The sequence below is a fragment of the Zunongwangia endophytica genome (genome assembly GCF_030409505.1).
In the GTDB taxonomy this organism is placed as follows: domain Bacteria; phylum Bacteroidota; class Bacteroidia; order Flavobacteriales; family Flavobacteriaceae; genus Zunongwangia; species Zunongwangia endophytica.
In genome coordinates, this window is record NZ_JAUFPZ010000002.1 from 4255574 (window position 1) to 4278892 (window position 23319).

Annotated in this window: 16 protein-coding genes; 7 read left to right on the forward strand and 9 right to left on the reverse strand. The window is 33.1% G+C overall.

All coding sequences use genetic code 11. From position 1 onward, the window contains the following. Positions 1-76: 76 nt before the first annotated feature. The 7 genes from QWY91_RS18770 to QWY91_RS18800 form a co-directional block, all read right to left on the reverse strand. Positions 77-1042: an ROK family protein gene (locus QWY91_RS18770; protein WP_290237026.1), complete on the reverse strand. Its 966-nt coding sequence runs from the start codon at positions 1040-1042 to the stop codon at positions 77-79. Positions 1043-1045: 3 nt separating this feature from the next. Beyond that, positions 1046-2050 carry a Gfo/Idh/MocA family protein gene (locus tag QWY91_RS18775; protein WP_290237027.1) on the reverse strand — a complete coding sequence of 335 codons (1005 nt, stop codon included), beginning with the start codon at positions 2048-2050 and terminating at the stop codon, positions 1046-1048. Positions 2051-2234: 184 nt separating this feature from the next. Beyond that, positions 2235-3521: a DegT/DnrJ/EryC1/StrS family aminotransferase gene (locus QWY91_RS18780; protein ID WP_290237028.1), complete on the reverse strand. Its 1287-nt coding sequence runs from the start codon at positions 3519-3521 to the stop codon at positions 2235-2237. Further along, complete coding sequence (locus tag QWY91_RS18785; RefSeq protein ID WP_290237029.1) at positions 3502-6120, reverse strand: glycoside hydrolase family 2 protein; 2619 nt, start codon at positions 6118-6120, stop codon at positions 3502-3504. Before QWY91_RS18785 ends, QWY91_RS18780 begins: the two co-directional genes overlap by 20 nt. Continuing rightward, positions 6107-6349, reverse strand: a complete 243-nt coding sequence (locus QWY91_RS18790) for a hypothetical protein (protein WP_290237030.1) — start codon at positions 6347-6349, stop codon at positions 6107-6109. Before QWY91_RS18790 ends, QWY91_RS18785 begins: the two co-directional genes overlap by 14 nt. A 17-nt stretch (positions 6350-6366) precedes the next feature. Then, positions 6367-6582 carry a hypothetical protein gene (locus tag QWY91_RS18795; protein WP_290237031.1) on the reverse strand — a complete coding sequence of 72 codons (216 nt, stop codon included), beginning with the start codon at positions 6580-6582 and terminating at the stop codon, positions 6367-6369. A gap of 1 nt (position 6583) precedes the next feature. After that, the gene (locus QWY91_RS18800; protein WP_290237032.1) at positions 6584-8092 is read right to left on the reverse strand and encodes a sodium:solute symporter family protein; all 1509 of its coding nucleotides are present in this window, start codon (positions 8090-8092) and stop codon (positions 6584-6586) included. A 739-nt stretch (positions 8093-8831) separates the two neighbouring features. Here QWY91_RS18800 and QWY91_RS18805 point away from each other — a divergent pair. The 3 genes from QWY91_RS18805 (at position 8832) to QWY91_RS18815 (ending at position 14400) form a co-directional block, all read left to right on the forward strand. Beyond that, positions 8832-12191, forward strand: a complete 3360-nt coding sequence (locus tag QWY91_RS18805) for a SusC/RagA family TonB-linked outer membrane protein (RefSeq protein ID WP_290237033.1) — start codon at positions 8832-8834, stop codon at positions 12189-12191. A 16-nt stretch (positions 12192-12207) separates the two neighbouring features. Then, complete coding sequence (locus QWY91_RS18810; RefSeq protein WP_290237034.1) at positions 12208-13896, forward strand: SusD/RagB family nutrient-binding outer membrane lipoprotein; 1689 nt, start codon at positions 12208-12210, stop codon at positions 13894-13896. 246 nt (positions 13897-14142) lie between these two features. Next, complete coding sequence (locus QWY91_RS18815; protein ID WP_290237035.1) at positions 14143-14400, forward strand: hypothetical protein; 258 nt, start codon at positions 14143-14145, stop codon at positions 14398-14400. A gap of 284 nt (positions 14401-14684) precedes the next feature. Here the strand turns inward: QWY91_RS18815 and QWY91_RS18820 are convergent, their stop codons facing one another. Beyond that, positions 14685-16928 (reverse strand): ligand-binding sensor domain-containing protein, encoded by a 2244-nt coding sequence (locus QWY91_RS18820; RefSeq protein WP_290237036.1) that lies wholly within the window; start codon positions 16926-16928, stop codon positions 14685-14687. 519 nt (positions 16929-17447) lie between these two features. On the opposite strand from QWY91_RS18820, the gene QWY91_RS18825 reads away from it, so the two are divergent. Then, complete coding sequence (locus tag QWY91_RS18825) at positions 17448-18410, forward strand: metallophosphoesterase family protein (RefSeq protein ID WP_290237037.1); 963 nt, start codon at positions 17448-17450, stop codon at positions 18408-18410. A gap of 61 nt (positions 18411-18471) precedes the next feature. Here QWY91_RS18825 and QWY91_RS18830 read toward each other — a convergent pair whose 3' ends face one another. Continuing rightward, a complete protein-coding gene (locus QWY91_RS18830; RefSeq protein ID WP_290237038.1) occupies positions 18472-19320 on the reverse strand; it encodes an AraC family transcriptional regulator in 849 nt (282 codons plus the stop codon). Between the two features lie 507 nt (positions 19321-19827). Between QWY91_RS18830 and QWY91_RS18835 the strand changes: the two genes are divergently transcribed. The 3 genes from QWY91_RS18835 to QWY91_RS18845 all read left to right on the forward strand — a co-directional run bounded on the left by QWY91_RS18835 (position 19828) and on the right by QWY91_RS18845 (position 23167). Next, the gene (locus QWY91_RS18835; RefSeq protein WP_290237039.1) at positions 19828-21219 is read left to right on the forward strand and encodes a purple acid phosphatase family protein; all 1392 of its coding nucleotides are present in this window, start codon (positions 19828-19830) and stop codon (positions 21217-21219) included. Between the two features lie 126 nt (positions 21220-21345). Next, positions 21346-22206 carry a glycerophosphodiester phosphodiesterase family protein gene (locus QWY91_RS18840; RefSeq protein ID WP_290230487.1) on the forward strand — a complete coding sequence of 287 codons (861 nt, stop codon included), beginning with the start codon at positions 21346-21348 and terminating at the stop codon, positions 22204-22206. A gap of 406 nt (positions 22207-22612) precedes the next feature. Beyond that, positions 22613-23167: an RNA polymerase sigma-70 factor gene (locus QWY91_RS18845; RefSeq protein ID WP_290230490.1), complete on the forward strand. Its 555-nt coding sequence runs from the start codon at positions 22613-22615 to the stop codon at positions 23165-23167. Positions 23168-23319: the final 152 nt, after the last annotated feature.

Here is a 23319-nt window from a genome sequence, read left to right on the forward strand (position 1 = left end):
AAAGTAATTATTTATTTAAAAAGCAGTTAAAACAAAATATTAAAAGATAGAATTGTTGCAAAACGCGTCTTGACTATTAAAAGATACTAAATCGATGCTTTCCGTCTGTTTTTGCGAATGCCATAGCTGCTGCTCCTAAACTGCCGGCAATATTTCCAAGTTGAGCACCTACGATTTCTGTATGACCTCCACAATCTGGCATCATGTTTTTGAATGCTACCTTTTTTATCATTTCTATATAGAACTGGCCAGCATCAGAAATTCCTCCTCCAATAACAATTTTTTGAGGAGCAAATGTATTGATGAAAGATGCTATACCATGTCCTAAATATTCGGTATGTTCTTTAATACATTCAATAGCAAAATTATCATTCTGCTTAAATTTTTTAATGATGTAAAGTCCGTCTATATTATCTTCTTGATTTCCTGATAATTCAATATACCTCTTAATCATTACTGAAGTGGAAGCATATGCTTCAAGACAGCCTTTGCCGCCACAATTACAATCTATTCCATTATGTTCCACCACGATATGGCCTAGTTCACCTCCTCTACTTTTATAACCACTATATATAGCGCCATTAATAATGATTGCGCCACCAATACCTGTACCGATTGTTAGACATATAACATCACTAGATCCTCTTGCAGCACCATAATGTAATTCGCCATATCCCATTAAATTTGCATCATTATCTACACTTACAGGTAGCTTAAAAAGATTCGAAAAATGTCCAGCTAGATCTATATTTTCCCAGCCTTGAAGATTATCTGCTGCGCCAATAACTATACCTTTAAATACTATACCAGGTGTGCCTATCCCTATACCAACTACTTCTAGTTTCTTTTCAAAAGACTCGAAAAGCGTTGTTTGAATAATTTGTTCTATGGTATCTAAAATATCATCTTTTGTAGCCTGCGTACCAATGGGAAGTATATCAGTAAATCTAATGGCTCCTGTTTCACATACTAAGGCCGATTTAACAAAAGTTCCACCTAAATCTATACCAATAGCATATTTAAAATTATCTACAATACTCATTTTCTATAAGTTTATAACCGTTCTTTTTTTTGCTGATGCATAAGCTGCATCAATAATTTTAAGTGTAACTAAACCTTCTTTTAAGCCAGGAGAAGGTTGTGTTCTTGTCTTTATGCATTCTATAAAGTATTGCATTTGCCGGGTGTATATTAATTGATCACAATGTTCTTTTTTTCTAGTAGTCTTTGAAATTAATTGCTCGGATGCCTCTCCTTTTTTCAATTTTAAGAATGTAGGAAAAAGGCTTGCATATCCTTTGGTGCCAAAAATAGCGCTACTTGCTTCAGGACCGTCCATATGTGGTTGCCACCATCCACTTTCTATTATACTTTCTGTTCCATTATCCCAGGTGATAAGTATTATTGCTGTATCATCAACATCATAATCGCCAAAATTAGTAGTGATTTTTGCATATACTTGTACAGGATTAGGATCACCAAGCAAATATCTAATAGTATCAATAGCATGGATTCCCATATCGGCCAGAGCACCACCTCCAGCCAGTTTTTTCTCTATAAACCAGCCACTAGGTCCCCAATTTTCATGAATTCCATATCCCTTTGTTTTAAATATTCGGCCAAGTTTTCCATTAGCAATACTTTGCTTGATAAATTTAGCATCCTCATCAAAGCGCCACATATGGCCAATCATTACTAAATGTTTTGTTTCTTTAGCTGTAGTACAAATATTTTCCCCCTCTTCAGTATTCATAGCCATCGGCTTTTCTAGAAAAACATCTTTTCCGTTTTTAAGAAATTCAATGGCATATGGTGCATGGAAAACATTAGGAGTACTAATGATAACAGCATCAATGCTGGTATCTTTAATGATAGGAATGATGGAAGAGTATGCTTTTTCTATATCATAACTTTCAGCAAATTTTTTAGCATTTCTTAAATGCTTAGAAACTACTGCTGCTATCTCTACTTCAGGTATCGTCATTAATCCACGAATGTGATAGTTGGATATATAACCCGTTCCTATAAGAGCAATTTTTATTCTTTTCATTCTTAGGTTATTTTGCAAGTATCTGTTCTTTCATTTGCGACCTATGCTTTAACGAATCCTGATTATGTGAAGGAGTTTTCTGAAAAATGATAAAAGATATATAGTAAATACCTAAACGAAGTGGGATTTCGATTTATACTTTTTCTATTTTAAAATTATTTTTACAATTGGGGAAGTTTATTTTTTAATCTAGTAATTCTTTTGAATTATTATATATCTTTTTTACTGCTTTGGCTATTAATTCCACATCTTTTTTAGTACCCATCAAAGCTTTATGATGAATACATACCGATTGCTCTTTAAAAATACGTTCGCATTTGGGTAATGAAAATCTTTTAGGGTCGATAGCTTTCCAGTACGAGTCGTTTAATTTATATCTTGATGGTTTCGTGTGAGGGACATATAAGGAACAATTATTAAGTGGCTCGTAACTAGCACCTACAATAATCCCTAATTCAGCTTCTAATGCTTTCCTGAATGTAGCAACGGGTAAACCATTAAAATCATCTTTGTAATATCTAAAAGCATAATTAAAGTATGCTTTTTTAGTTTCTCTTTTATCACGAGCAATTGGAGCTATTCCAGGTATTTGATCAAGGAGTGAATTTAAATATTCCCCATTAGTATTTCTCCTCGCATTTTGGGCAGGCAGTCGTTTTAAACCTTCAATTAAAATTGCTGCTTGAAATTCAGTTATTCGAAGATTACCGGATTGAATAAAATTGCCATCGTCGTCTCCATAATCTCCTGCGCCTTTATCTAAAGGATTAAAAATAGTAGTCTCAGGTTTTCTTCCGCAGTTTCTTAACGCATCTAATTTATCGGCTAATTCAGGGTTATTTGTGGTTACAGATCCGCCTTCGCCAGCTGTTAAGTGTTTTGATAACTGATAGCTAAAGCTTCCTATATCCCCGATACTACCAGCTTTTTTACCATTCCATTCTCCTCCGTGTTTATGAGCGCAGTCTTCAATTACATAAAGCTTATGCTTTTTTGCAATATTTATAATAGCATCCATATCTGCAAAAGCTCCATATAAATGGACAGGAATTATAGCCTTAGTTCTAGGTGTAATTGCATTTTCAATTTCCTTCGGATCAATACACCAATTATCTTCGTTGACATCTACTAATATAGGTGTGGCATTTACATCTATTACCGTAGCTGCAGTTGCTTGCCATGTTAAACCGGGAATAATTACTTCATCTCCAATACCAATGCCTAAAGCTTCAAGAGAAATTTGTAAAGTCATAGTGCCATTTACAGTACAGATAGCATGTTTCACACCGGTGTACTCGGCAAAAAGTTTATTAAACTCTGTCTCTTTTGGTCCATTATAAGACCAAACTCCACTATGAAGTACTTCTAGAAGTGCAGTTTCTTCTTCTTTGCCCCAAACAGGCCATTTAGGCCAAGGTTGTTTAGTGATATCCCGGCAAGGAGTACCGCCTTTAATCGCTAATTTCTCCATATTTGATAGTTTTTGAATTCCATGATTCGACTTTTAGAGCTACATCCGAGTCATGTTTAAATCTTACTTTTAGTACTCTTTGTTCTTGGGGAAGTAGGCTAATAAAATTATCTTCCCAATAAACAGGAAGTATAGGTGCTTCTGAAACTTTATCCTGTAATTTAAGATTTATAAAAAAAGCAATTAGGTTGCTGGAGTTATTTATGGTAACCGTTAATTCTTGTTGATTTTTAAGTTCTTTTAGTTGATAATCTACAACGATGTCAACCTTTTCTATGCTATTAAGCATATTGAAATCGGAATAGACTTTACTAGGTGTATGGAATGCAAACTCTCCCAAATTAGCCTCATAGTCTAATTCTTCTTCCTTGGTAGATAACCAATAAAAATTGACATCAAGTTCTTTATTATTTGCTTCAATAATTCGTAAATCAACAAAGTAGGTTGTGGAAATATTTTCTAAATTACAAAGTTTATATAAAGGAATAGAAGCATCTGCTTCTATATCAAATTCAATAATTTGATCTATAAATATTTTAGATGTAATGTCATAAATACGAATTCGAGCTTTTAAACTTTTAAACGATTGGTACTGATCGTTAATCGCATAAATATGATGATCTCCATAATTATAGATTAGATGTAGCGAAGAACAGGCTTTTTGTGTGGCATAGAAAGCAGCTGTCGGCATAAGATAATAATCATATAGCTGCCAATACATCTTTGGCCAAGCAGCATTTAACATCCATTGAATAATACCAGTTGAATTTTCTTTATTTACTTGAAAAGCTTCAAACATTGGGCGCATTAATTCATAGTTCATGGCTTGTGCCTTTATATTGAATTCTTCAAGATTTAAAGGCTTTCCATATCGTTCTTTAATTGCAGTTGTAAATCTACTCAGATCGGCAAACTCATAGCGACCACAATGATAATTCCAAACGTCGTTTATTGGCCAAAGTTTGTCATCTGGAATAAATTTATTTAAGCTTTCTAATTGAGGAATTTGTGCTCCCGGGCCTGTTTCGGTATTAAAACCATAAGCCCCACCAAAATTGGTATCGGTAAACCAATATACAGGTGCGGTATAAGCGTAAGGACCTAACATCTTAACGCCAGAAGAACCACTAATTTCGCTTACTACCTCTTCAGTCCCTATAATATGCAGATCACTTCCAACTCCTCCTGTTGAATTTAAATACGGTCGTGTTGGATCATATTTTTTAAACGTATCAATATATTTTTCCTCTAACTTAGTAATTGGAACTTTATCGCTAGCAACGGTCCAAACAAATATGCTTGGATGATTGCGCAACCAAATAACTTGATCTTCCCAGGCTTGAGCTACATGATCGATATCTTCTGGTTTATAAACACCTCCAAAACGCTCATTTACGGGGACGCCCATATGAATTTCGTGCTCCCAATGACAACTCCATCCTACCATTATTAAAATTCCGAGTTCATCACACAGATTATATAGCTTATGATCTTTCCCCCAAATCCCTTCTAATCGAATGGTGTTTAAGTTCATCTGTCTCACATACTTTACTTGAGCTTCTATAGTAAAATCTGTGTCCATTAAAAAAAGATCATCGGTCCAACCTGCTCCTTTAATGAGTACTTTCTTACCATTAATTTTATAACCACGATGAATATCGTTAAGCCAAAAATCTTCGATTTCTCTGATGCCAAACCTTATTATGTCGGTATCAGCTACTTCTTTATCGATTTCAAAATAAAGCTTGAGGTCGTAGAGATCAGGATTTCCTAAATGAAATGGCCACCAAAGTCTTGGATTTTCTAATTTTAATTGAGAATAAACTGAAGGTTCAAATTCAATAAATAAAGAAGAATTTGCTTTTATAGTAATTTCTTTTTCGAACCATATATCTTCTATTTGACCAATTAAGCTACCTGAAATTGTGTTGTTGGTTGTATTCTGTAATTCAGCTGTAATTTTAAGTTCTGCAGAATTCAAACTTTTAAGATCTACTTTGGATTGGACAAAGGGATGTTTTATTTTTACTCCTTTATATAAATGTAGTTTGACAGGCCTAATGATGCCCATATTTCTATCGGGCGGGGCAGGATTCCAATCTACAAACCCAGTACTGAAATCTCCTGGCTTTGGTGGGATAATCTCTATTGCTAATAGATTTTTGCCAGTTTTGATATATTCGCTAATATCGAATGAAGCTGTGCGATAAGCGCCATTTATCTCATTGCTATGGGCAATTAATTCTCCGTTTAACCAAACATTTGCCTTATAGTTTATACCATCAAAATCTAAAGAAGTATTGAGTTTTGTTTTGTTATTATCAATATTGAAAGAAGTTATATACCACCAAGGAACTTCAAACTCCTCTACAGGAATTTGTTTTAGATTTTCACCAAAATATGGGTCTTTATAGATCTGGTTAATGGTCAACGTACCTAAAACTGTAGAAGGAACTTGAGTAGGTATCCAATGTTCTGTAATTGCAGAATTTAATGAGAGCTCAACACCGGTCTGTGAAACCTTTTTAGATGATTGAATTTTCCAATTATCTCGTAATTCAATTTTATAGCACTTCATCTGCTCGTTACTTGTTATCATCAGTATTATTTAATGTCAATTTCTTGATGGTAGATTTCGCTTTCCACATCATACCACCTCCGATAGTTATTAGAAGTAAACCAGCAACCATATCTGCCATATGTTGTAAAAAAGTTTCTGTGAATATCATTGCGAAAAGTATGATTACACCAAAAGTTATAATGAAAAAACCAAGTGCATTATTAATTTGCGCAGCCTTTATTCTTGCATTTGTTTCATTTGCTTTCATGCTTAATTCTTGTTGGATTAAAAATTACTGTAGATCGATGCCAAAATAAGAAGAACAACAATAGACCATAATTTGAGATTATTCCACCAGTGGCGATCTTCTTCAGGGATTCCCTGATATACATATTCCTTAGGAAGTAGTAATACTAAAAAACCTATAACTGCATAGAATGCTAGAAATATAATTTTAGCAGTTTCTTGAGATACGCCAGAGAGCCAATCAAAATTCAACATATTATAGAGTTTTATTTTTCACCAAAATTTTTGAACTAAACACTAAGCCTTGTAATTGTTCTTCAGAATGTTTCTTTGTTATTAAGCTAACGATTAGGTTTGTAATTGTAGCTAATAAAAAGGACCACCATGATATGTAAAGGAATGGATCTTCGATAGTGAAGAAATTCTCTTTAAAAACGTTTAGATATACAGCGAAACCGATTCCTATGATTAATGAAGAGAGGCCTCCCCATTGCGTACTTCTCTTCCAGAAAATACCTAATAGCAGAATGGCAAACAAAGGTCCTTGGAAATAAGACATAAATGTTTGAATGGCCACATAAATACCTGGGAAATCGCTACTAATTGGTGAAGTGGCTACACCTATAAATAATAATATTAGAGTTGTAATTTGACCAACTTTTAAATAATGTTTATCATTTGCACCTTTTTTAATAAATGGTTCGTATATGTCCTTAGTAAATAAGGTTGCAGTAGAATTTAATAATGAGTCTACACTAGACATTAGTCCTGCAAAGAATGCGGCGAACATAAGACCAATTAAGCCGGGCGGTAAAATAGATTTAATCATCATTGGTAGTGCTTGGTCACCATCTGCCAATTCTGGATGAACTACAACAGCCATTAGTCCAGGAAACAAAACTAATATAGGGATAAACATTTTTAGCGCTGAACCAAAAATCATACTCGCTTTTGCGTGCCATTCGTTTTTAGCCGTTAGGCAACGTTGTACTATAGATTGATTACCTATCATGTAAGCATTAGCCATTACGAATGTTAAACCAAATAGAATTCCTGTCCAAGGAAAGGGAGAGCTGGTGTCTTGTGGTTGTATAATATCAAAATGGCTTTGATATTCGGGTCCCATTTCGCCTATTTTTTCCACCATATTATCCCAACCTCCAACTTCATAAAGACTCAAGAAAACGAGAGCAAAACCACCGATAAACATGATAACGAATTGGACGACATCTGTCATTATTACTGCGGTTATACCACCAAAATATGTATATAAACCTACTACTCCCGCAGTAGAAATAATCGAGATCCAAATTGGCCATCCCATAAGAACATTTAATAATACAGCACTAGCCCAAAATAGCACACCTAGATCTAATGCGAAAAATAATATCCATGTAACAGAAGCTATGGTACGTACTGATTTATTATACCGTCGCCCTAAGTATTCTGGAATGGTATACATACCGCCGCGCCAAAAATATGGTATAAAAATAAAAGCAGCTAATAACATGGCAGGTACAGATCCAACCCAATCAAAATTTCCTACCGATATACCATACCGATATGCTTGGCCAGATACACCTACAAAATCTAAAGCACCAATATCAGATACAACAATAGACATGCCTATTGCCCAAAAAGGTAGGCTTTTACCCCCAAGAAAATAATCTTCTGAGCTATTGACGAATTTTTTAAAATAGAGTCCTAGTAATAACATTCCTACGATGTAGGCGATTACTATAAAATAATCTATCCCTAAAAGCATATTAATTATTATACGGTGAAATACAAATTAAAATTAAATGCGTTTTAAATTGTTATCATATTTTGTTCGATTTGCATGATATATCAACCTAAACGTTAGATTTTATTCTATAGCAACATCAATAGTGTTGATATATGTTTACTTAAATTCTTAAGGAAGTGGATCCTGTCATCATTCATTCTTAAACAAGAACTTTCAGTTGGTTTCAATAGTAGTGAATCTACTTTCTAAACCTGTAAGTGTAGTATTAATAGGATACGAAATTTAGTGGGCAATCAATTAAGGTAGATCACCAAATAATTCTTACTCAGATTGTGGAATTTTACAATGAAGTAATTAAATATGCTATTTTGATATACAAGGCTTTAGGTAAACATAGTCTAATTAAAGTGTAGTTAAGAGATATCTTATAAGTAGGATTTGAAGTAAATCAGAATAAATCTTTTCAGAAAAAATTTTCGCAGAGTTGTAGCTTTTTAAAGCTTGTAAACAGGACAATATTTTAGAAAAAAAACCATGAATTAGCGTCTTTTTTTACTTCATAAAATTCAGTACTGGAATCTGCTTAATGATATCTTAACTTTTACTTGCTCTTAATTTAAAGGATAGAAAAAATGGGTCAAAAAAACATGCATAATTAATAATATACCGTGTATTCAAAAGGAGACAATAAAATAGATTTGTGATTCATTCATATAAAATAACCTAATAATCAAACTTTTAAAAGAGTAATTTAATTATGAAGAAAAGAAAAACAAATGTATTACTACTTTTTATTTTCAGCATGTTTGTTGGGAATATGGTAGCCCAGCAAGAGGTTACGGGCGTCGTCAAAAGTGATGATGGATATTTGTTGCCTGGAGTTTCTGTAGTCCTGAAAGGAACTAAAAAAGGAGTTTCTACAGATTTTGATGGAAATTATAATATTCAGGTGCCGGCTAGTGATGCAATTCTTGTTTTTTCTTATACAGGTATGATCACACAAGAGGTTCTAGTGGGGAATAATCAAGTATTAAATGTGACGCTAGAGACTTCTTCCGAGCAATTAAATGAAGTTGTAGTTACCGCACTGGGAATTTCAAGAGAAAAGAAATCTCTTGGTTATTCGGTTGCCGAGGTAGATGGGGAAGACCTTACTACCGTAACTCAAGAAAATGCCTTAAATGCATTAAATGGAAGGGTTGCAGGTGTCCAAATTAATTCAACAGGTGGTGCCGGTTCTACGGTAAGTGTAGTATTGCGTGGCGCATCGTCTTTAACGACAGACAACCAACCTCTATATATTATAGATGGTGTTCCGCTTACCAGTGGTTTAACTAATATTGGAAGTACGGGTAGTGGCGTTGCAGTAGATTATGGTGGAGGTATTAGTGATATAAACCCAGATGATATTGCTAATGTGTCTGTACTTAAAGGGCCTAGTGCTGCAGCACTTTATGGATCTAGAGGAGCTAATGGTGTTATCATGATTACTACAAAATCAGGTAAAAAAAGCAAGGGATTGGGAGTATCTTTCACCTCTAGTAATGTGTTCGAAACTCCTTATAAGTTTTTGGAAAAAAGCACTCGTTTTGCAAATGGTAGTAGACCAGATCCAAGTATAACTCAGATCGATGAAACTTCTTCAGGATGGGTAGGGCCAGCATTAGATCAAGGTTTAAGTGCAATCCAATGGCCATATACCGATGCAGAAATTGCCAGTGGCGTGGGAGTAGCTAAACCCTTAACGTCTAGAGGGGCAAATAATGCAGAGAATTTCTTTGAAACGGCATATACTTTAACAAATACTGTTGCTGTAGAAAATAATTCTGAAAGAATGAATTATCGGATGTCCTATACCAATATGAAACACGAAGGTTTTATTCCTAATTCTGATTTAACGCGTAATAATTTTGGTATCAATAGTACTTTTGATATTAATGATAAACTGAAAGTTACAGCAAGTATAAAGTACTCTATATCAGAAGCAGATAATAGACCATCTACAACAGATAGAAATGCCAATCCTTTACAAGCCTTGTATGATATAAATCCTCATATTGATATTCGGGATATGAGAGATTACTGGTTAGTAGAAGGCCAAACTCAGAATGCACCCTATAATTTAGGCGATAGTCCATCTGATTTTGAATATAACAACCCGTACTTTATGGCTTATGAGATCAATAATGGATTTAAAAGAAAAAGACTGATCGGTAATATTCAAGCAAATTATCAATTTACCGATAAACTTTCTTTGATGGCTCGATTTACTTATAATGATTCTCATGAAGATAGAGAAACAAGAATATCTAGTGGTTTCAATAGAGAAATGAATGGAGCTTACGGCTTACAAAATCTTAACGGTGTAGAAAGTAATGCTGATTTTTTATTGACATATACAGATAAATTGAGCGAGGCTTTTGATTTTAGCCTATCTACTGGTGGTAATGTAAGGGATGTAGATAATAGTTTTGTATCTACCCAAACTAAAAATGGAGGAGCTGGTTTAATTGTACCCAACTTATTTATTTTATCAAATATTGCTTCCGAGAATATCGATTATAGCGAATCATTATCAAAAGAGCGCGTAAATAGTTTATACGCTTTAGGGAATATTAGTTATAAGGATATGGTGTATATAGATGCAAGCGTTAGGAAAGATTGGTCTAGTACATTACCAGAAAGCGAAAATAGTTTTTTATACCCATCGGTTTCTACCAGTATACTAGCCAATAAAATTTTCGATATGGGTAGCAATGTATCTCTGTTTAAGCTACGTGTTGGTTGGGCGCAAGCAGGAAATGATACTAGTCCCCATAATTTGTATGCTATCTTAAGTAACTCTGGCGATTGGGGATCGGCATCTCAATTAGCGGTTAGTCAGGCTTTAAAAAACGATAAAATTAAAGCAGAATTAAATACATCAACAGAGTATGGTGTCGATTTATCGCTTTTTAAAAACCGTTTTAATATGGATTTTACCTATTACGAATCTAATAACAAAAATCAAATATTTCAGAAATCTTTACCAATTTCATCAGGAGCTACTAGTAAACTCTTTAATGCAGGAAACTTAAATAGTAAAGGTTTTGAAGCTAGTTTAGGCGGAGTTCTAGTAGATAGCGAGAAACTTCGTTGGAATATGAACTTAACATTTACTACCAATAAAACGATTATTACTGAATTAGCAGAGGGAACTGATTATGTGAATTTTTGGAGCGAAGCAAAAGGGGGCGCTTATACCTGGGTAGGGGAAGAAGTAGGACAAATAGTAGATAGAAAATTTGTTAGAGTAGAAGATGAAAACTCTCCATATTACGGATGGCCTCTTTTAGATGATGAAGGTTGGGAAAATAGTGATCGAACTTTATCTAATGAAGATGGTAATAGAGCAGCAGCTGTAATTGGGAATTATAATCCAGATTTTAAAATGGGCTTACAAACTTCTATCCAATATAAAAATTGGAATCTATCGATGAATTTTGATTGGAGAAGCGGAGGGCAGTTTGTATCTCAGACTCATAGATATGCCGAATCTGATTTACAAACCACAAGATGGTTGAATAAAGTTCATGACTTGAGTGATGTAGGAGATATCCCAACGTATATCAAAAACAATGCAGATGTATACCTATCTCCCGATGGTGAATTTTACCCATTGGTAGGAGGTCCAACTGCAGAGGATGGTGGTTTCCCTATAGATGGTTTAAACGATGGCGTATTTTTACCTGGAGTTATTGGTGAGTATGACGATGAAGGGAATTTTATTGCTCAACAAGAAAATATTGGTGGTCCCGGTACCCAGTATCATACTTACGGTGATAACTATGCTTGGGATTTTACAAGAGCCTCTACCTTTGATGCCGATTATGTAAAGCTTAGACAAATTTCTATTAGCTATACTTTTCCTAGAGTAATAGCAGAGAAGTTTGCAATGCAAAATTTATCACTTTCATTGTTTAGCCGAAATATCATTTTATGGACAAAGGCGGGTATTAATATCGATCCAGAATCGGCTTTTCAATATTCAGGAGGAAGTCTTTCTCAGGGTGTTGAACGATATAATATTCAACCTTGGGCTATTCCAGTTGGTCTTAAATTAAATGCAAGTTTCTAAATCAAAAAATAAGAATATGAAATTAGTTAAAAATATAGTTATTCTTTTTCTTATAGTTCCATTACTAACAATCGTTTCATGTAACGATGAACTTATGGAAATAAATGAAAACCCCAACGGGGTAGAATCTGGTGTGGTAGATCCAAATTTACTAATTAGCTCTGTCATGACAGGGTTAGCTACAAGTTCAACTGCACGAGGATATGCTGGTGATACAGGAGCTGGCTCCCAATACATACAAAAAGACTCTTGGTCTGATAATCGTTACGACTGGCAAACAGGTAGTATATGGTCTTCTAATTACAATTTGTTACGAACTAATAAAGTAGCTCGCGAAAGAGCTGTAGCTCTAGGATTACCCTTTCATGAAGGAGTTACTTTGATTTTAAAATCAATGTTATTTGGTAATTTGACCGATTTTTATGGTGATATTCCATATTCTAAAGCATTAAATGGTAAAGATCTAGACGGAGAAAGACCAGAATACGATAAACAAGAAACTGTTTATAAAGCTATAATAGCAGATTTAGAGCTGGCTTCAGATCTTTTAGAAGGATCTAATTTTGAAGGTGTTATGGAAAGTCAGGATTTGTTTTATGGAGGAGATGCCTCTAAATGGCAAAAATTAGCAAATTCTCTAGCATTACGCTACTATATGCGTTTATCGGAGAAACTACCTTCTTTTGCTAGAGAGGGAGCGGTTAAGACACTTTCTAAACCATTGATGAATAATATTGAGGACGAACTTGTATTGGACTATATTGGAGGTATAGAAAGTCAATCTTGGCCAAATAGCGGTCAATTTGGTTCAGCTTCAGAGTTTCACAGAGTTAAACCATGTACTACTTTAACAGATAAATTAAAAGACTTAAAAGACCCTAGAATTTCAATCTGGTTTGCACCTGTCGAGGTTCCAACTAAAATTGTATCAGCTAATGAAATGCCCGGCGAAGAGGATATCGTAGAAACCGGTGGTATTCGATACATTAAGGAAGAAACTTTGGAAGCTAATAATTATGCAATATATACTCCAGAATCTTATAGCGACGATTTAAAGGATGGAAAAATCCTAATCGACACCAGTAGTGTATATGTTGGTTTGCCCGTAGCTGTTAGTGGTGTAGATCCGTATCAATATAACTTAAATTCTGAAGGTTCAAGAGGGGGAACTAACGCTTATGTTTCTAATATGAATGAAGTTTTTAATCAAAAAGACGATGGAGGAAATCTCTTAAAAGCAAGGTTGTTTTCTTATGCTGAATTATCTTTTTTAAAAGCAGAAGCAGCCTTAAAAGGATGGGGTTCTAGTGCAGAAGAAAATTATCTAGAAGGTATTAAAGCATCGTTAGAGGTGTGGGGCCTTGCAGATTATTATGACGATTATATTAATAATACCGAAGTTAGTTTTAATGGAACATTAGCACAGATAATGGAGCAAAAATGGATTGCCAATATGTTTAATGGGGATGAAGCTTATATGGATTGGAGAAGGACAGGATTCCCCAATCTAAATCCTGGGCCATTTGCTAGAGAAGAAGTGATGCCTCTAAGATTTACTTATCCCGACGATGAAATTAATAACAACAGTGTGAATAATTCGCTGGGGGCTGCTTCTCTAGAAGCGACTCCTTACAGCAGTACAGATTCAAATGATAGTCCGTATGCGCGTCCTTGGATTGTACAAGATGTAACAGAACCATGGTAATTTTTATAGTTTAATTGTGTGATTTGAATAGTTGTTTACTTAAAATTGCCTGGGAATTCTCAGGCAATTTTTGTTGATTTCAATAAGTAAATTTCAGACTTCGAATTAATTATATTGAAATAATAGTCTGGGTTAATAACATCCAATATTCTAGAAGTTAGATTTTTTTAAAAGATACCTTGCTTAATATTCAATTATAGGTTTAATAATTTTTTTTCTTTTATAGCTGAAATTCAAATAAGTAGTATGAAACAAAGAACTTCAGTAGTCATGTCATTTTTACTAATACAATTTTTTAAATTTTACCTGTACTATGCAAAAAATGAAAAATTGGGATGCCTAAATCTTTCTGAAGTAATTATATTGATTTTAAAAGAAGTGAAATACAAATTCATAAAGTTACAATCTAAGTTATCGTTAGAAAAAATAAAAAAGATAAGATCGCTTAAAATCACTTTTGATGATCCAGAAGAAGAAGATTTAAATTGGGAGAAAGCAATCTAAAACAACCGGTTTTTAATTATTGAAAATGTAAAATTTGGATAGGTTTTTTGTATTCGTAGGGCGAAAATAAGTTGTAGTGACTCGACTAAAACCTCAGCGCTGAAAGAACTACACAATTTATTTAACTCCTTCTTTTATAATTATCTAGAGTGGTTTTAGGTACATTAAAATTAACTGTTTCAGCCGAAGTATTCAGTATTATAAAAATTCTTGGTATAGATAATGGTATTAATATGGTTTGATAACTATCTCAATATTAGATTCAGCATAAATAAAGTATTTTGCTAGTTGAGTTGTTGAGGTTCACTAATCACTCCTAAATAACGCCCCATCCAATAGGGAAGAAGCCAAATATCACCCGCTGAATATTCTTTGTTGCCGTCGCTACCTACTTTATCTAAGCTGAACATATTGGAATTATGCCGTTGCACACGTCGTTCATCTGGTGGCAGCACTTCTTTAATGCTTTGTGCTCTAAAATTAGGAGCAATGAATTCAATATCTTCTCTATGGCTGTTTTTTACATCCCATGAAATTAAATCTAAAGGATGTTCTTTTAGGTACCACACGGCTTCATCAAGGTCAAATTTAGAAGTGCCGGTCAAAGCTGTTATAATATTCCAAGCGCCATCTTTTTCTGGACGTTCTACTTCCCAATGATCAAGAATAGCCTTTTTGTATTTCGTTTTCAAGGTATCATTGAAGGCATATTTATATAGACCCCAATATCCTAAAAAGTACATTTCATCATCAGAATGGTTCCATGATTCTGAAAGCATTTTACTCCAATCATCGGCGTCGCTTGGTGCTGAAGCAATTTGATCCATAGGCCTCATTAAGTTTTCTAAATATCCGTGCTTGTTTATAAGGTTGAGCGCCTTTTCTTTATATTCTTCTTTTCCGGTAAAATGGTAAGCTGTTTGTAGCATCCCAATAATATTAGAGGAGTTTATTTTTCTGTCTCCTACCATTTTTGGTCTGGCATTTATATATTTTGGATTCCATTTTCCCCAAGTAGTTGGCTTTCCATCAAAATCTACCATATATAAATCATTACTTACAATGTGATTCATTAAGGTATCGATAAGGATTATTGCACGATCTTTTAAATCGTCATCCATTAATTCGGCAATAACGCTGTAAGCAAATATATGGCCTATAACTTCATCGCTGCTTGTGGTCGATTTCCAATCCCATTCAGGATCAGTAGCATGTTGCCATCTATCTGGATTGTTAAGTTTTTCGATATATCCACTTCGCTCGAAAGATCGAGAAGGAAAACCGGGAACGGGATTAATACTGAATAAGCGTTCCATGGATTCCATGGATTCACGACAGTTTTGTAATGCTTCATCTGATTTTGTTACAGAATACCTAAAAGCTTCGGCAGCGAGATACATCGATGTCCATAACCCATCATTGTCAGAATCAGATAATCTACCAGAGTCTATATTCCCATTGTTCATATCGACAAGAGTAGCATTTAAACCCAATCGAATATGTCGATCTCTTACTTGATCTTCATAGTATTGAGCTTTGTCAAAAAGAGTCATTTTTTTAAATTCAATTTGGCCTAAACCAGCATCTGTTACAATCAAAATAGATTCATCTTTTCCTTGCGAGATGTGTTTTACATTGTTGCTTGGTAACCAGCGCTTACCGTAATAGTAATCAAATTTGCCATCATTACGCAATTTGAAGGCACCTTGAGAAGAACCGAACCATAAACTTTCATTAATGGTACTAATACATGTTATATCATTTACAGGTAATTTATTTTTTATCGTTCCATCTATTTTGCTGGTTGTTGTATCTATTTCTGCATATCCATGTGATGTTCCTACAATTAATTTACCGCTGAATAGTGTGAAGGATGTTAATTCTTCCTCTTGTTCTATAGTTGTTAATATATTTTTATTTGGATCGAAGCTTGAAACACTATGGGTTCCTAAAATCCAAAATAATTTGTTAGAAGAATCGTACAATATCTCTAAAACTTCATCACCGATATCTCCTTTCCATCCCGCTCCATCTTTTGAAAGAAGTTGTAATATTTTACCATCGCTGATTAAAAACTCGAAGTTATCGCTACCAGCAAAAAGTTTCGCTTGGGTAAGATCATGAGTTATATATAGATCGCCCGCCCAAGCATTGCTAAATACTGATTTATCATCTAAATACACAAACTGATTTTTATATACCAAAAAGCTACTTATTTTTTTATTTGTAAGAGGTCTATAAGTTTTATCTTTAACTAGCGTGCCGGGGTATAAAAATTGTCCATCATGGGTGCGTAAAATACCATCACTAGAAAGTAATTGTATCACCCCATTCCTGTCCATATAAGCTTCAGAAATCTTTTGATCATCTGCGGAATTATATTTTATACTATAATCTTGCTGGTAGGGGGTGTCTTTATAAGCTGAAACATTAACTACTTGATCTGGTTTTGTTTTGTTAATAGAATCACCACAGGATAAAAGAAGTATAGAAATAAATAAAAGATAATATGATTTATTTTTTTTCATAGGGGTCATAATTTATAGTACATACTTGAATCGAATTATCTATCAACAATCAAATATTGCAACGTCTGCAAACAAATTAACTAATTTAAAAAGTGTACTGCCACTTATATTTTATATGGTTTGCATAGAATTTTGACTAAAATTCATGATTTTTAAATTCAGGGTGAACTAATTATAAAAGTGTATTCTATTTTTTGATTGTTACCAGAATGATTTCTAGATATTGAATTCTATTCTTGAACTCTCTGCGCGATCTAATGTTTTTTTTATTTTAGATTCGGGGCATTTTGAGAATTCAAAATCATTTTGTGGTGATCATAATTATAGTGATTTTAGTCCCTTGGGTAGTATTCTATGTAGACCAGTCAAAATAAATGTAGTGTAAGTGCTAAGCTGACCATTATATTTGTATTGAAGTAGATAGATGAATTTAGATTCAGAAATATCTAAGTTTAGATTTACTATAAGCATTAGGGATACTTCACTTCAAAAAATAGAAAATCTAATTTTTTCAAAATAATGACCAATATTAAAAATAAAAATTCTGGGCGTAGAGCATTTATAACTCGTTCAGGATTAGCTTTAGCTTCTTTTCCATTTTTATCTAAATCTTGCCAAAATTCATCTAAAGAGCCTAAAGAAGAATCAAGTGAAACTTCTTTTGAATTTGCTTTTTTAACGGATATTCATATCAAACCTGAAATGAATGCTCCTAAAGGTTTTCAAATGGCCATAAACAAAGTAAACGAGTTAAATCCAGACTTTGTTTTAACCGGAGGAGACTTGGTTTACGATGTTATGCGTGGAGATCATAAGAAGAGCGAATCACTTTTTGATTTATATAAACAATTGATTCAGGGATTTAAAATGCCAGTATATAATTGTATAGGAAATCATGATTTGTTTGGTATATATGAAGAAAGTCCTGAAGATGAGAACCACCCAGATTATAAATATGGAATGTGGGAAAGACATTTTGGAGATTCTTATTATTCTTTTGATCACAAAGGATGGCACTTTGTTACGTTAAATTCTTTAGACGTGACCCATGATAAAAAATATAAAGGGTTTTTTAACCAAGATCAGTTAGAATGGTTAAAAGAGGATCTCAAAAAAGTCAATAATTCTACCCCTATTGTGATTACCACCCATATACCTATGATTTGTACATATTCCCAATTGAACGGAGAGGGAGGTAGTCGTACAGTTGCTAATGCTTTTGAAGTATTTATAATATTAGAAGCTTATAATTTGAAATTAGTATTACAAGGACATATTCATTGGAAGGAATACGGAGATGTGAATGATAGATTCCAATTCTTAACTGGAGGTTCTATAGCAGGAAATGGTTGGAAAGGCCGCAGACATAATACCAAAGAGGGCTTTGTGAAAATAAAGGTAGAAAGCGAGGATTTTTCGTGGGAATATGTTGATCACGGTTGGGAAGATGAACGGCTTAAAGCAGAGAACCGTGCAATATGAGATGCAATGACAATTTAAAAGTAAGAACCTAGTTTTGAAATACGTATCTCTTAAATAGATGTTATCTGAAGTTTTTTCTATACTCTGTAGGGGTTACACCCATACTTACCTTAAAATAGTGGTTAAAATTAGCTAGATTATTATAGCCACTTTCGTAACAAATTTCAGTGATTTGCTTATCTGTTTTAGCTAAAAGTTTGGCCGCCATTCCTACTCGTACATTTTTAACATATTCCATAAATGTAATACCTGTTTTTTTCTTGAAGAACCTACAGAAAGAACTTGGAGCCATATTTAGTACAGAGGATGCTTCTTCCAGATTAATACCTTCCTGAATATTTAAAAACACGTACTCATAAACTTTATTGATTTTTTCAATATTTTTTGAGAATACAGAAGATTGATTCAAAGGATTCGATAATTTTTTTCGGTCTTTAATCTTTAATAAGAGATTAAAAATCCTCAATAATCCTATATAATATTCCAAGCCTTCACTTTGGGAAAGTCCTATTAAGATTTCACGTATTTCATAATCATTTTCGACTTTAAAATGAATACCTCGACTCGCTTGTTTGATTAAGAGAAGAATATTTTGGAGTTCTGGCATTTTGAAATACTCATTTAATAATAATTCTTCTGAAAAATGAGTCACTATGCAATTAGGCTCTTCATTTTTTTCTCTATCTAGAAGTTCCCAACAATGTGGCAACTCAGCACCTAACAACACTAGATCTCCTTTTTCAAAATTAGAAATGTTATCGCCAACAATTCTTCTGCCTGTCCCAGATGCTATATAATTTAGTTCAATGTTTTTATGAGAGTGTATTATAGTTTCGCCAGAAAGCGCAATTTCTCTGGTAATAAATGAGTGGTTATTTGGGATATATATTTTGTCAAAAATAAATTCCATGTGCTGTAATATTAACTCTTGGTTCAATATTACATATAAAATTTATCCCTAATGGTTAAGATTCTATGAGATAATCGTAAAATAATTGTATTAATCTTATTCGCTTTTATATTCTTTTGCTCTTGAAAGAGAGGGTGAGATCTAGGCTAATATTCCATTATTCGGAGTTTAAATTTTTGAAAGCAATACGGCTTGGAATTAATTTTCAGCTATAAATTATTTTAAATTATCTAGTTATAGGTATTCAACTTATTTAAGTGAGAAAATTGAAGCTTATCTCTTTTATAAAGATTATTTGAATTCGTTGTTAAGGTAAGGTGTTACGCTAGCTTTTAGAATTATTCCTTAAATAACCTTATGGTAATTAATTTATCACAAAATAGTAATGTACAATTGAAGCCCGTTTATCCTAAAGACAGTAATATGTTTAAAATCTTTTCATCAGAATAAAACGGTTTTTAAACAAATAGAATAGAGGTATTAAATTTCAATAAAATAGTATTTAAAATGCAAAAATGTCTACAAGCATTATCAGTGGTGATATTGCTTAATTTTACACTACATGCACAACATAAGCACTCAGATAGCTTAACCCATCATCATTCACATTACACAGAACATGTTGAAACGCCGGCTCACAAATTAATATTTCCTTCAAGCACTCCAGATCGTATTATATCTAATCTTACAGAAGATCAAGCACATACCTTTGCTGTGAATTGGCGTACAGATCAGCAGGTTTTAAATGGGGTAGTAGAAGTAGCGCTAGCAACTGATGGCCCGGAGTTTTTACTAGATGGTGTTCGTAGAATAGATGCCATATCAGAGAAAATTGAAAATCAAAATAGAAATGAAGCGCTGGTTAAAGCTACTTACCATTCTGCTTTGGTTACAGATTTATTGCCAAATACGACCTATGTATATAGAGTAGGTAATGGCGAAAAAAATGATGACTATTGGAGCGAATGGTTTCAAATTAAAACCGCTAAAACAGGGAGCGAAGAGCCCTTTAGCTTTATTTATTTTGGAGATGCTCAAAACAATATAAAGTCATTATGGTCTAGAGTTATACGCAGTTCATATCGTAAATTTCCAAAAGTTGATTTTATGCTTCATGCAGGAGATTTGATTAATGACCGAGACTCTAATCTAGAATGGGGAGAATGGTTTTATGCAGGTAGCTTTATTCATGCCACAGTACCTAGTGTAATGACTCCAGGTAACCATGAATACAGGGATGGTGTTTTAACTTCTCTTTGGAAACCTCAATTTACACTTCCTGAAAATGGACCTACAGAGGATTTGAAAGAAACCTGCTTTTCTATCGATTATCAGGATATGAAATTGATTTCGATAGATAGTGAAGCTTTTGATGAAAGTATGGAATCAAGAAATGCACAAATAGAATGGTTGGAATCTGTATTAAAGTCAAATACAAAAAAATGGATAACTATTTTTACACATTATCCGGTATATTCAACTGCTGAAGGGCGTGATAATTGGGAACTACGAGAAGCTATAAAACCACTTATAGATAAATACAAAGTAGATTTGGTATTACAAGGGCATGATCATACATATGCAAGAGGTTTTCCTGAAAATAAGGGTAAAGGGCTAACAGTTGTGAAAGATATAGGTACTGTGTATGCAGTATCGGTAAGTGGACCAAAAATGTATGAATCAAAAGACCAAAACTGGATGGTGAGAAGAGGAGAATATACTCAACTTTTTCAGATTATTACGGTTGCAGAGAATTCGATTAGTTATGGAGCATATACTCCAATAGGTACACTTTACGATTCCTTTAAAATCATCAAAAAAAATGGTAAAAAGAAATTGATAAATATGATGCCAAAAACTCCTACAAGATTAAAAGAAGATTTTGTGAAGCCAGATTAAGTATTCCCGCGAGCTATGAAAATATAAATACTTCTAGTTCATATTTTCATAGCTTGAATACAAAAATAAAAACAGTAATCAAAAAGCAACTTTCAATAATCAGTAGTAAAGTAAATCAAGTAAGTTATGAAGATTTTTAAGCTGGTAATAGTAGGGATATTCTCCTTTTTTATTTCTTGTGCAGCACCCAAAATTTCTAGTAATCTCAAAGACACTATAGAAGTTTTTAACGATGCTAATTCAAAAATGATTTTGGTGGCTGCCCATAGGGGAGCACATTTAAATAATTTTGAAAATTCTATAGCATCCACAAAAAAAGCTATCCAAATTGGCGTAGATATCATAGAAGTAGACTTACGAACCACTAAAGATGGACATTTAGTTTTAATGCACGATTCTAAAATAGATCGAACCACTACTGGTAATGGGGAAGTAGAGGAGATGACTTTAGCAGAAATTCGTCAATATCACTTAAAATCATCTTCTGGAAAAATAAGTGAGGAGTCTGTACCTACTTTCGAGGAGTTCTTAAAGATAACTAAGGGTAAAATTATGGTCGATCTAGATATGAAAACTGATAATGTGGAAGGAATTCTTACTAATGTAGCGAAAAATGCTATTGATAATGAAGTTTTATATTTTGATAATGATTATAATCAATTAAATAAAATTCAAAACTTAAAAAAATCAGCACAATTGATGCCTCGTGCATATTCATATCAGATGGCAGATTCGGCAATTACTCGGTTTAAGCCCGCTGTAATTCATATAGATGATAAATTTTATACTAGTAAAGTGGTAGAATTAATTAAAAATAATAATGCCAAAATTTGGATAAACACTTTAGGGAAATTTGATTCTGAAATTCGAGAAGGAGAGATAGAAAATGTAATGAAAAAAATACTTAAGAACGGAGCCAATATTATACAGACCGATGAACCTGAAAAATTATTGGAGTTTTTAAAATCTAAGAATCTACATAATTAGACTAATTTTTTATAATTTGAGTTATAGTTTATAAAGGGTACTAGTATCCTTTATAAACTTTTCTTTTTTTATACGAAATCATTTTTTGAATTATTCTGCAATAACTTTTTATAGACTTCATGTCTTTGATGATCTTTCAAAATCATTCTTCTTTTATAATTTTTTAAAATTTAATGCATTATGTAGGATAACTGTTGTTCTAAAAATGGAGAAATTTAGTGGTGTACTATAATATATGATTTAGATCAATTTTTAGATATGTATTAGTTTTAGCGCAGAGAATTCCTAATTCAAAATCTAAAAACTGTTCTATTATTAATTTACTAAAATCATCACAGCATTAAATTCTTGTAAACAAAATAGCTATTTTTGTTAAAAATATTGTTTTTGTACAAAACAACGTTTCATGGATGATGAATTACTTAAAACACTAAAAGAAGGAGACAAGCGAGCATTAACAGCTTTATATAATAAGTATTGGAAAATGTTATATATATCTTCTTTTAATCTTCTAAATAAAAGAGAGACTTGTGAAGAAATTATTCAAGACGTGTTCATTGATCTATGGAATAACCGATCTAAGGTTGAGATTAGAGTTTCATTAAAAAGTTATCTCTTTGCATGCGTGAGATATAAAGTATTTTCAGAATTTAGGAAGAGTAAAACTTTGCACGTTGAGTTATTTGAAAATATAGACTCTAGATTACAACAAGTTACTCCCGAATCTAAGATTATTCACGAGGAATTAAAAGAACATATAAAAGTCGTAGTAAATAATCTTCCTGAAAAATGCCAAAACGTATATAAACTGAGTAGATATGAGCAACTGACTCATAAGGAGATTTCAGAAAAGTTAGGTGTTTCAACTAAAACAGTAGAAAATCACATTACAATAGCTCTTAAAATTCTTCGCTCATCTCTTGGGGATATATACTTTATAGTACTACTTTTTCATCTATAAAAGTCTATTATTAAACCTTTGTTATTGGTTGATGTTAGTGTTTTAAATGTTAATTATTGAATGTTATTTTTATTAAATTATGTTAAATTTAATAAAAATATTAAAATCTATTAGGGGGGTAGTTAGTCTTTATGACACTATACTTAGAGAAA

What these genes read in the sequence shown, in the direction of transcription:
- QWY91_RS18820 (WP_290237036.1), bottom strand. Translation starts at nt 16,928, where the DNA reads ATGAAAAAAAATAAATCATATTATCTTTTATTTATTTCTATACTTCTT.
- QWY91_RS18840 (WP_290230487.1), top strand. Translation starts at nt 21,346, where the DNA reads ATGAAGATTTTTAAGCTGGTAATAGTAGGGATATTCTCCTTTTTTATT.
- QWY91_RS18770 (WP_290237026.1), bottom strand. Translation starts at nt 1,042, where the DNA reads ATGAGTATTGTAGATAATTTTAAATATGCTATTGGTATAGATTTAGGT.
- QWY91_RS18845 (WP_290230490.1), top strand. Translation starts at nt 22,613, where the DNA reads ATGGATGATGAATTACTTAAAACACTAAAAGAAGGAGACAAGCGAGCA.
- QWY91_RS18810 (WP_290237034.1), top strand. Translation starts at nt 12,208, where the DNA reads ATGAAATTAGTTAAAAATATAGTTATTCTTTTTCTTATAGTTCCATTA.
- QWY91_RS18815 (WP_290237035.1), top strand. Translation starts at nt 14,143, where the DNA reads ATGAAACAAAGAACTTCAGTAGTCATGTCATTTTTACTAATACAATTT.
- QWY91_RS18835 (WP_290237039.1), top strand. Translation starts at nt 19,828, where the DNA reads ATGCAAAAATGTCTACAAGCATTATCAGTGGTGATATTGCTTAATTTT.
- QWY91_RS18805 (WP_290237033.1), top strand. Translation starts at nt 8,832, where the DNA reads ATGAAGAAAAGAAAAACAAATGTATTACTACTTTTTATTTTCAGCATG.
- QWY91_RS18800 (WP_290237032.1), bottom strand. Translation starts at nt 8,092, where the DNA reads ATGCTTTTAGGGATAGATTATTTTATAGTAATCGCCTACATCGTAGGA.
- QWY91_RS18795 (WP_290237031.1), bottom strand. Translation starts at nt 6,582, where the DNA reads ATGTTGAATTTTGATTGGCTCTCTGGCGTATCTCAAGAAACTGCTAAA.
- QWY91_RS18825 (WP_290237037.1), top strand. Translation starts at nt 17,448, where the DNA reads ATGACCAATATTAAAAATAAAAATTCTGGGCGTAGAGCATTTATAACT.
- QWY91_RS18785 (WP_290237029.1), bottom strand. Translation starts at nt 6,120, where the DNA reads ATGATAACAAGTAACGAGCAGATGAAGTGCTATAAAATTGAATTACGA.
- QWY91_RS18790 (WP_290237030.1), bottom strand. Translation starts at nt 6,349, where the DNA reads ATGAAAGCAAATGAAACAAATGCAAGAATAAAGGCTGCGCAAATTAAT.
- QWY91_RS18775 (WP_290237027.1), bottom strand. Translation starts at nt 2,050, where the DNA reads ATGAAAAGAATAAAAATTGCTCTTATAGGAACGGGTTATATATCCAAC.
- QWY91_RS18830 (WP_290237038.1), bottom strand. Translation starts at nt 19,320, where the DNA reads ATGGAATTTATTTTTGACAAAATATATATCCCAAATAACCACTCATTT.
- QWY91_RS18780 (WP_290237028.1), bottom strand. Translation starts at nt 3,521, where the DNA reads ATGGAGAAATTAGCGATTAAAGGCGGTACTCCTTGCCGGGATATCACT.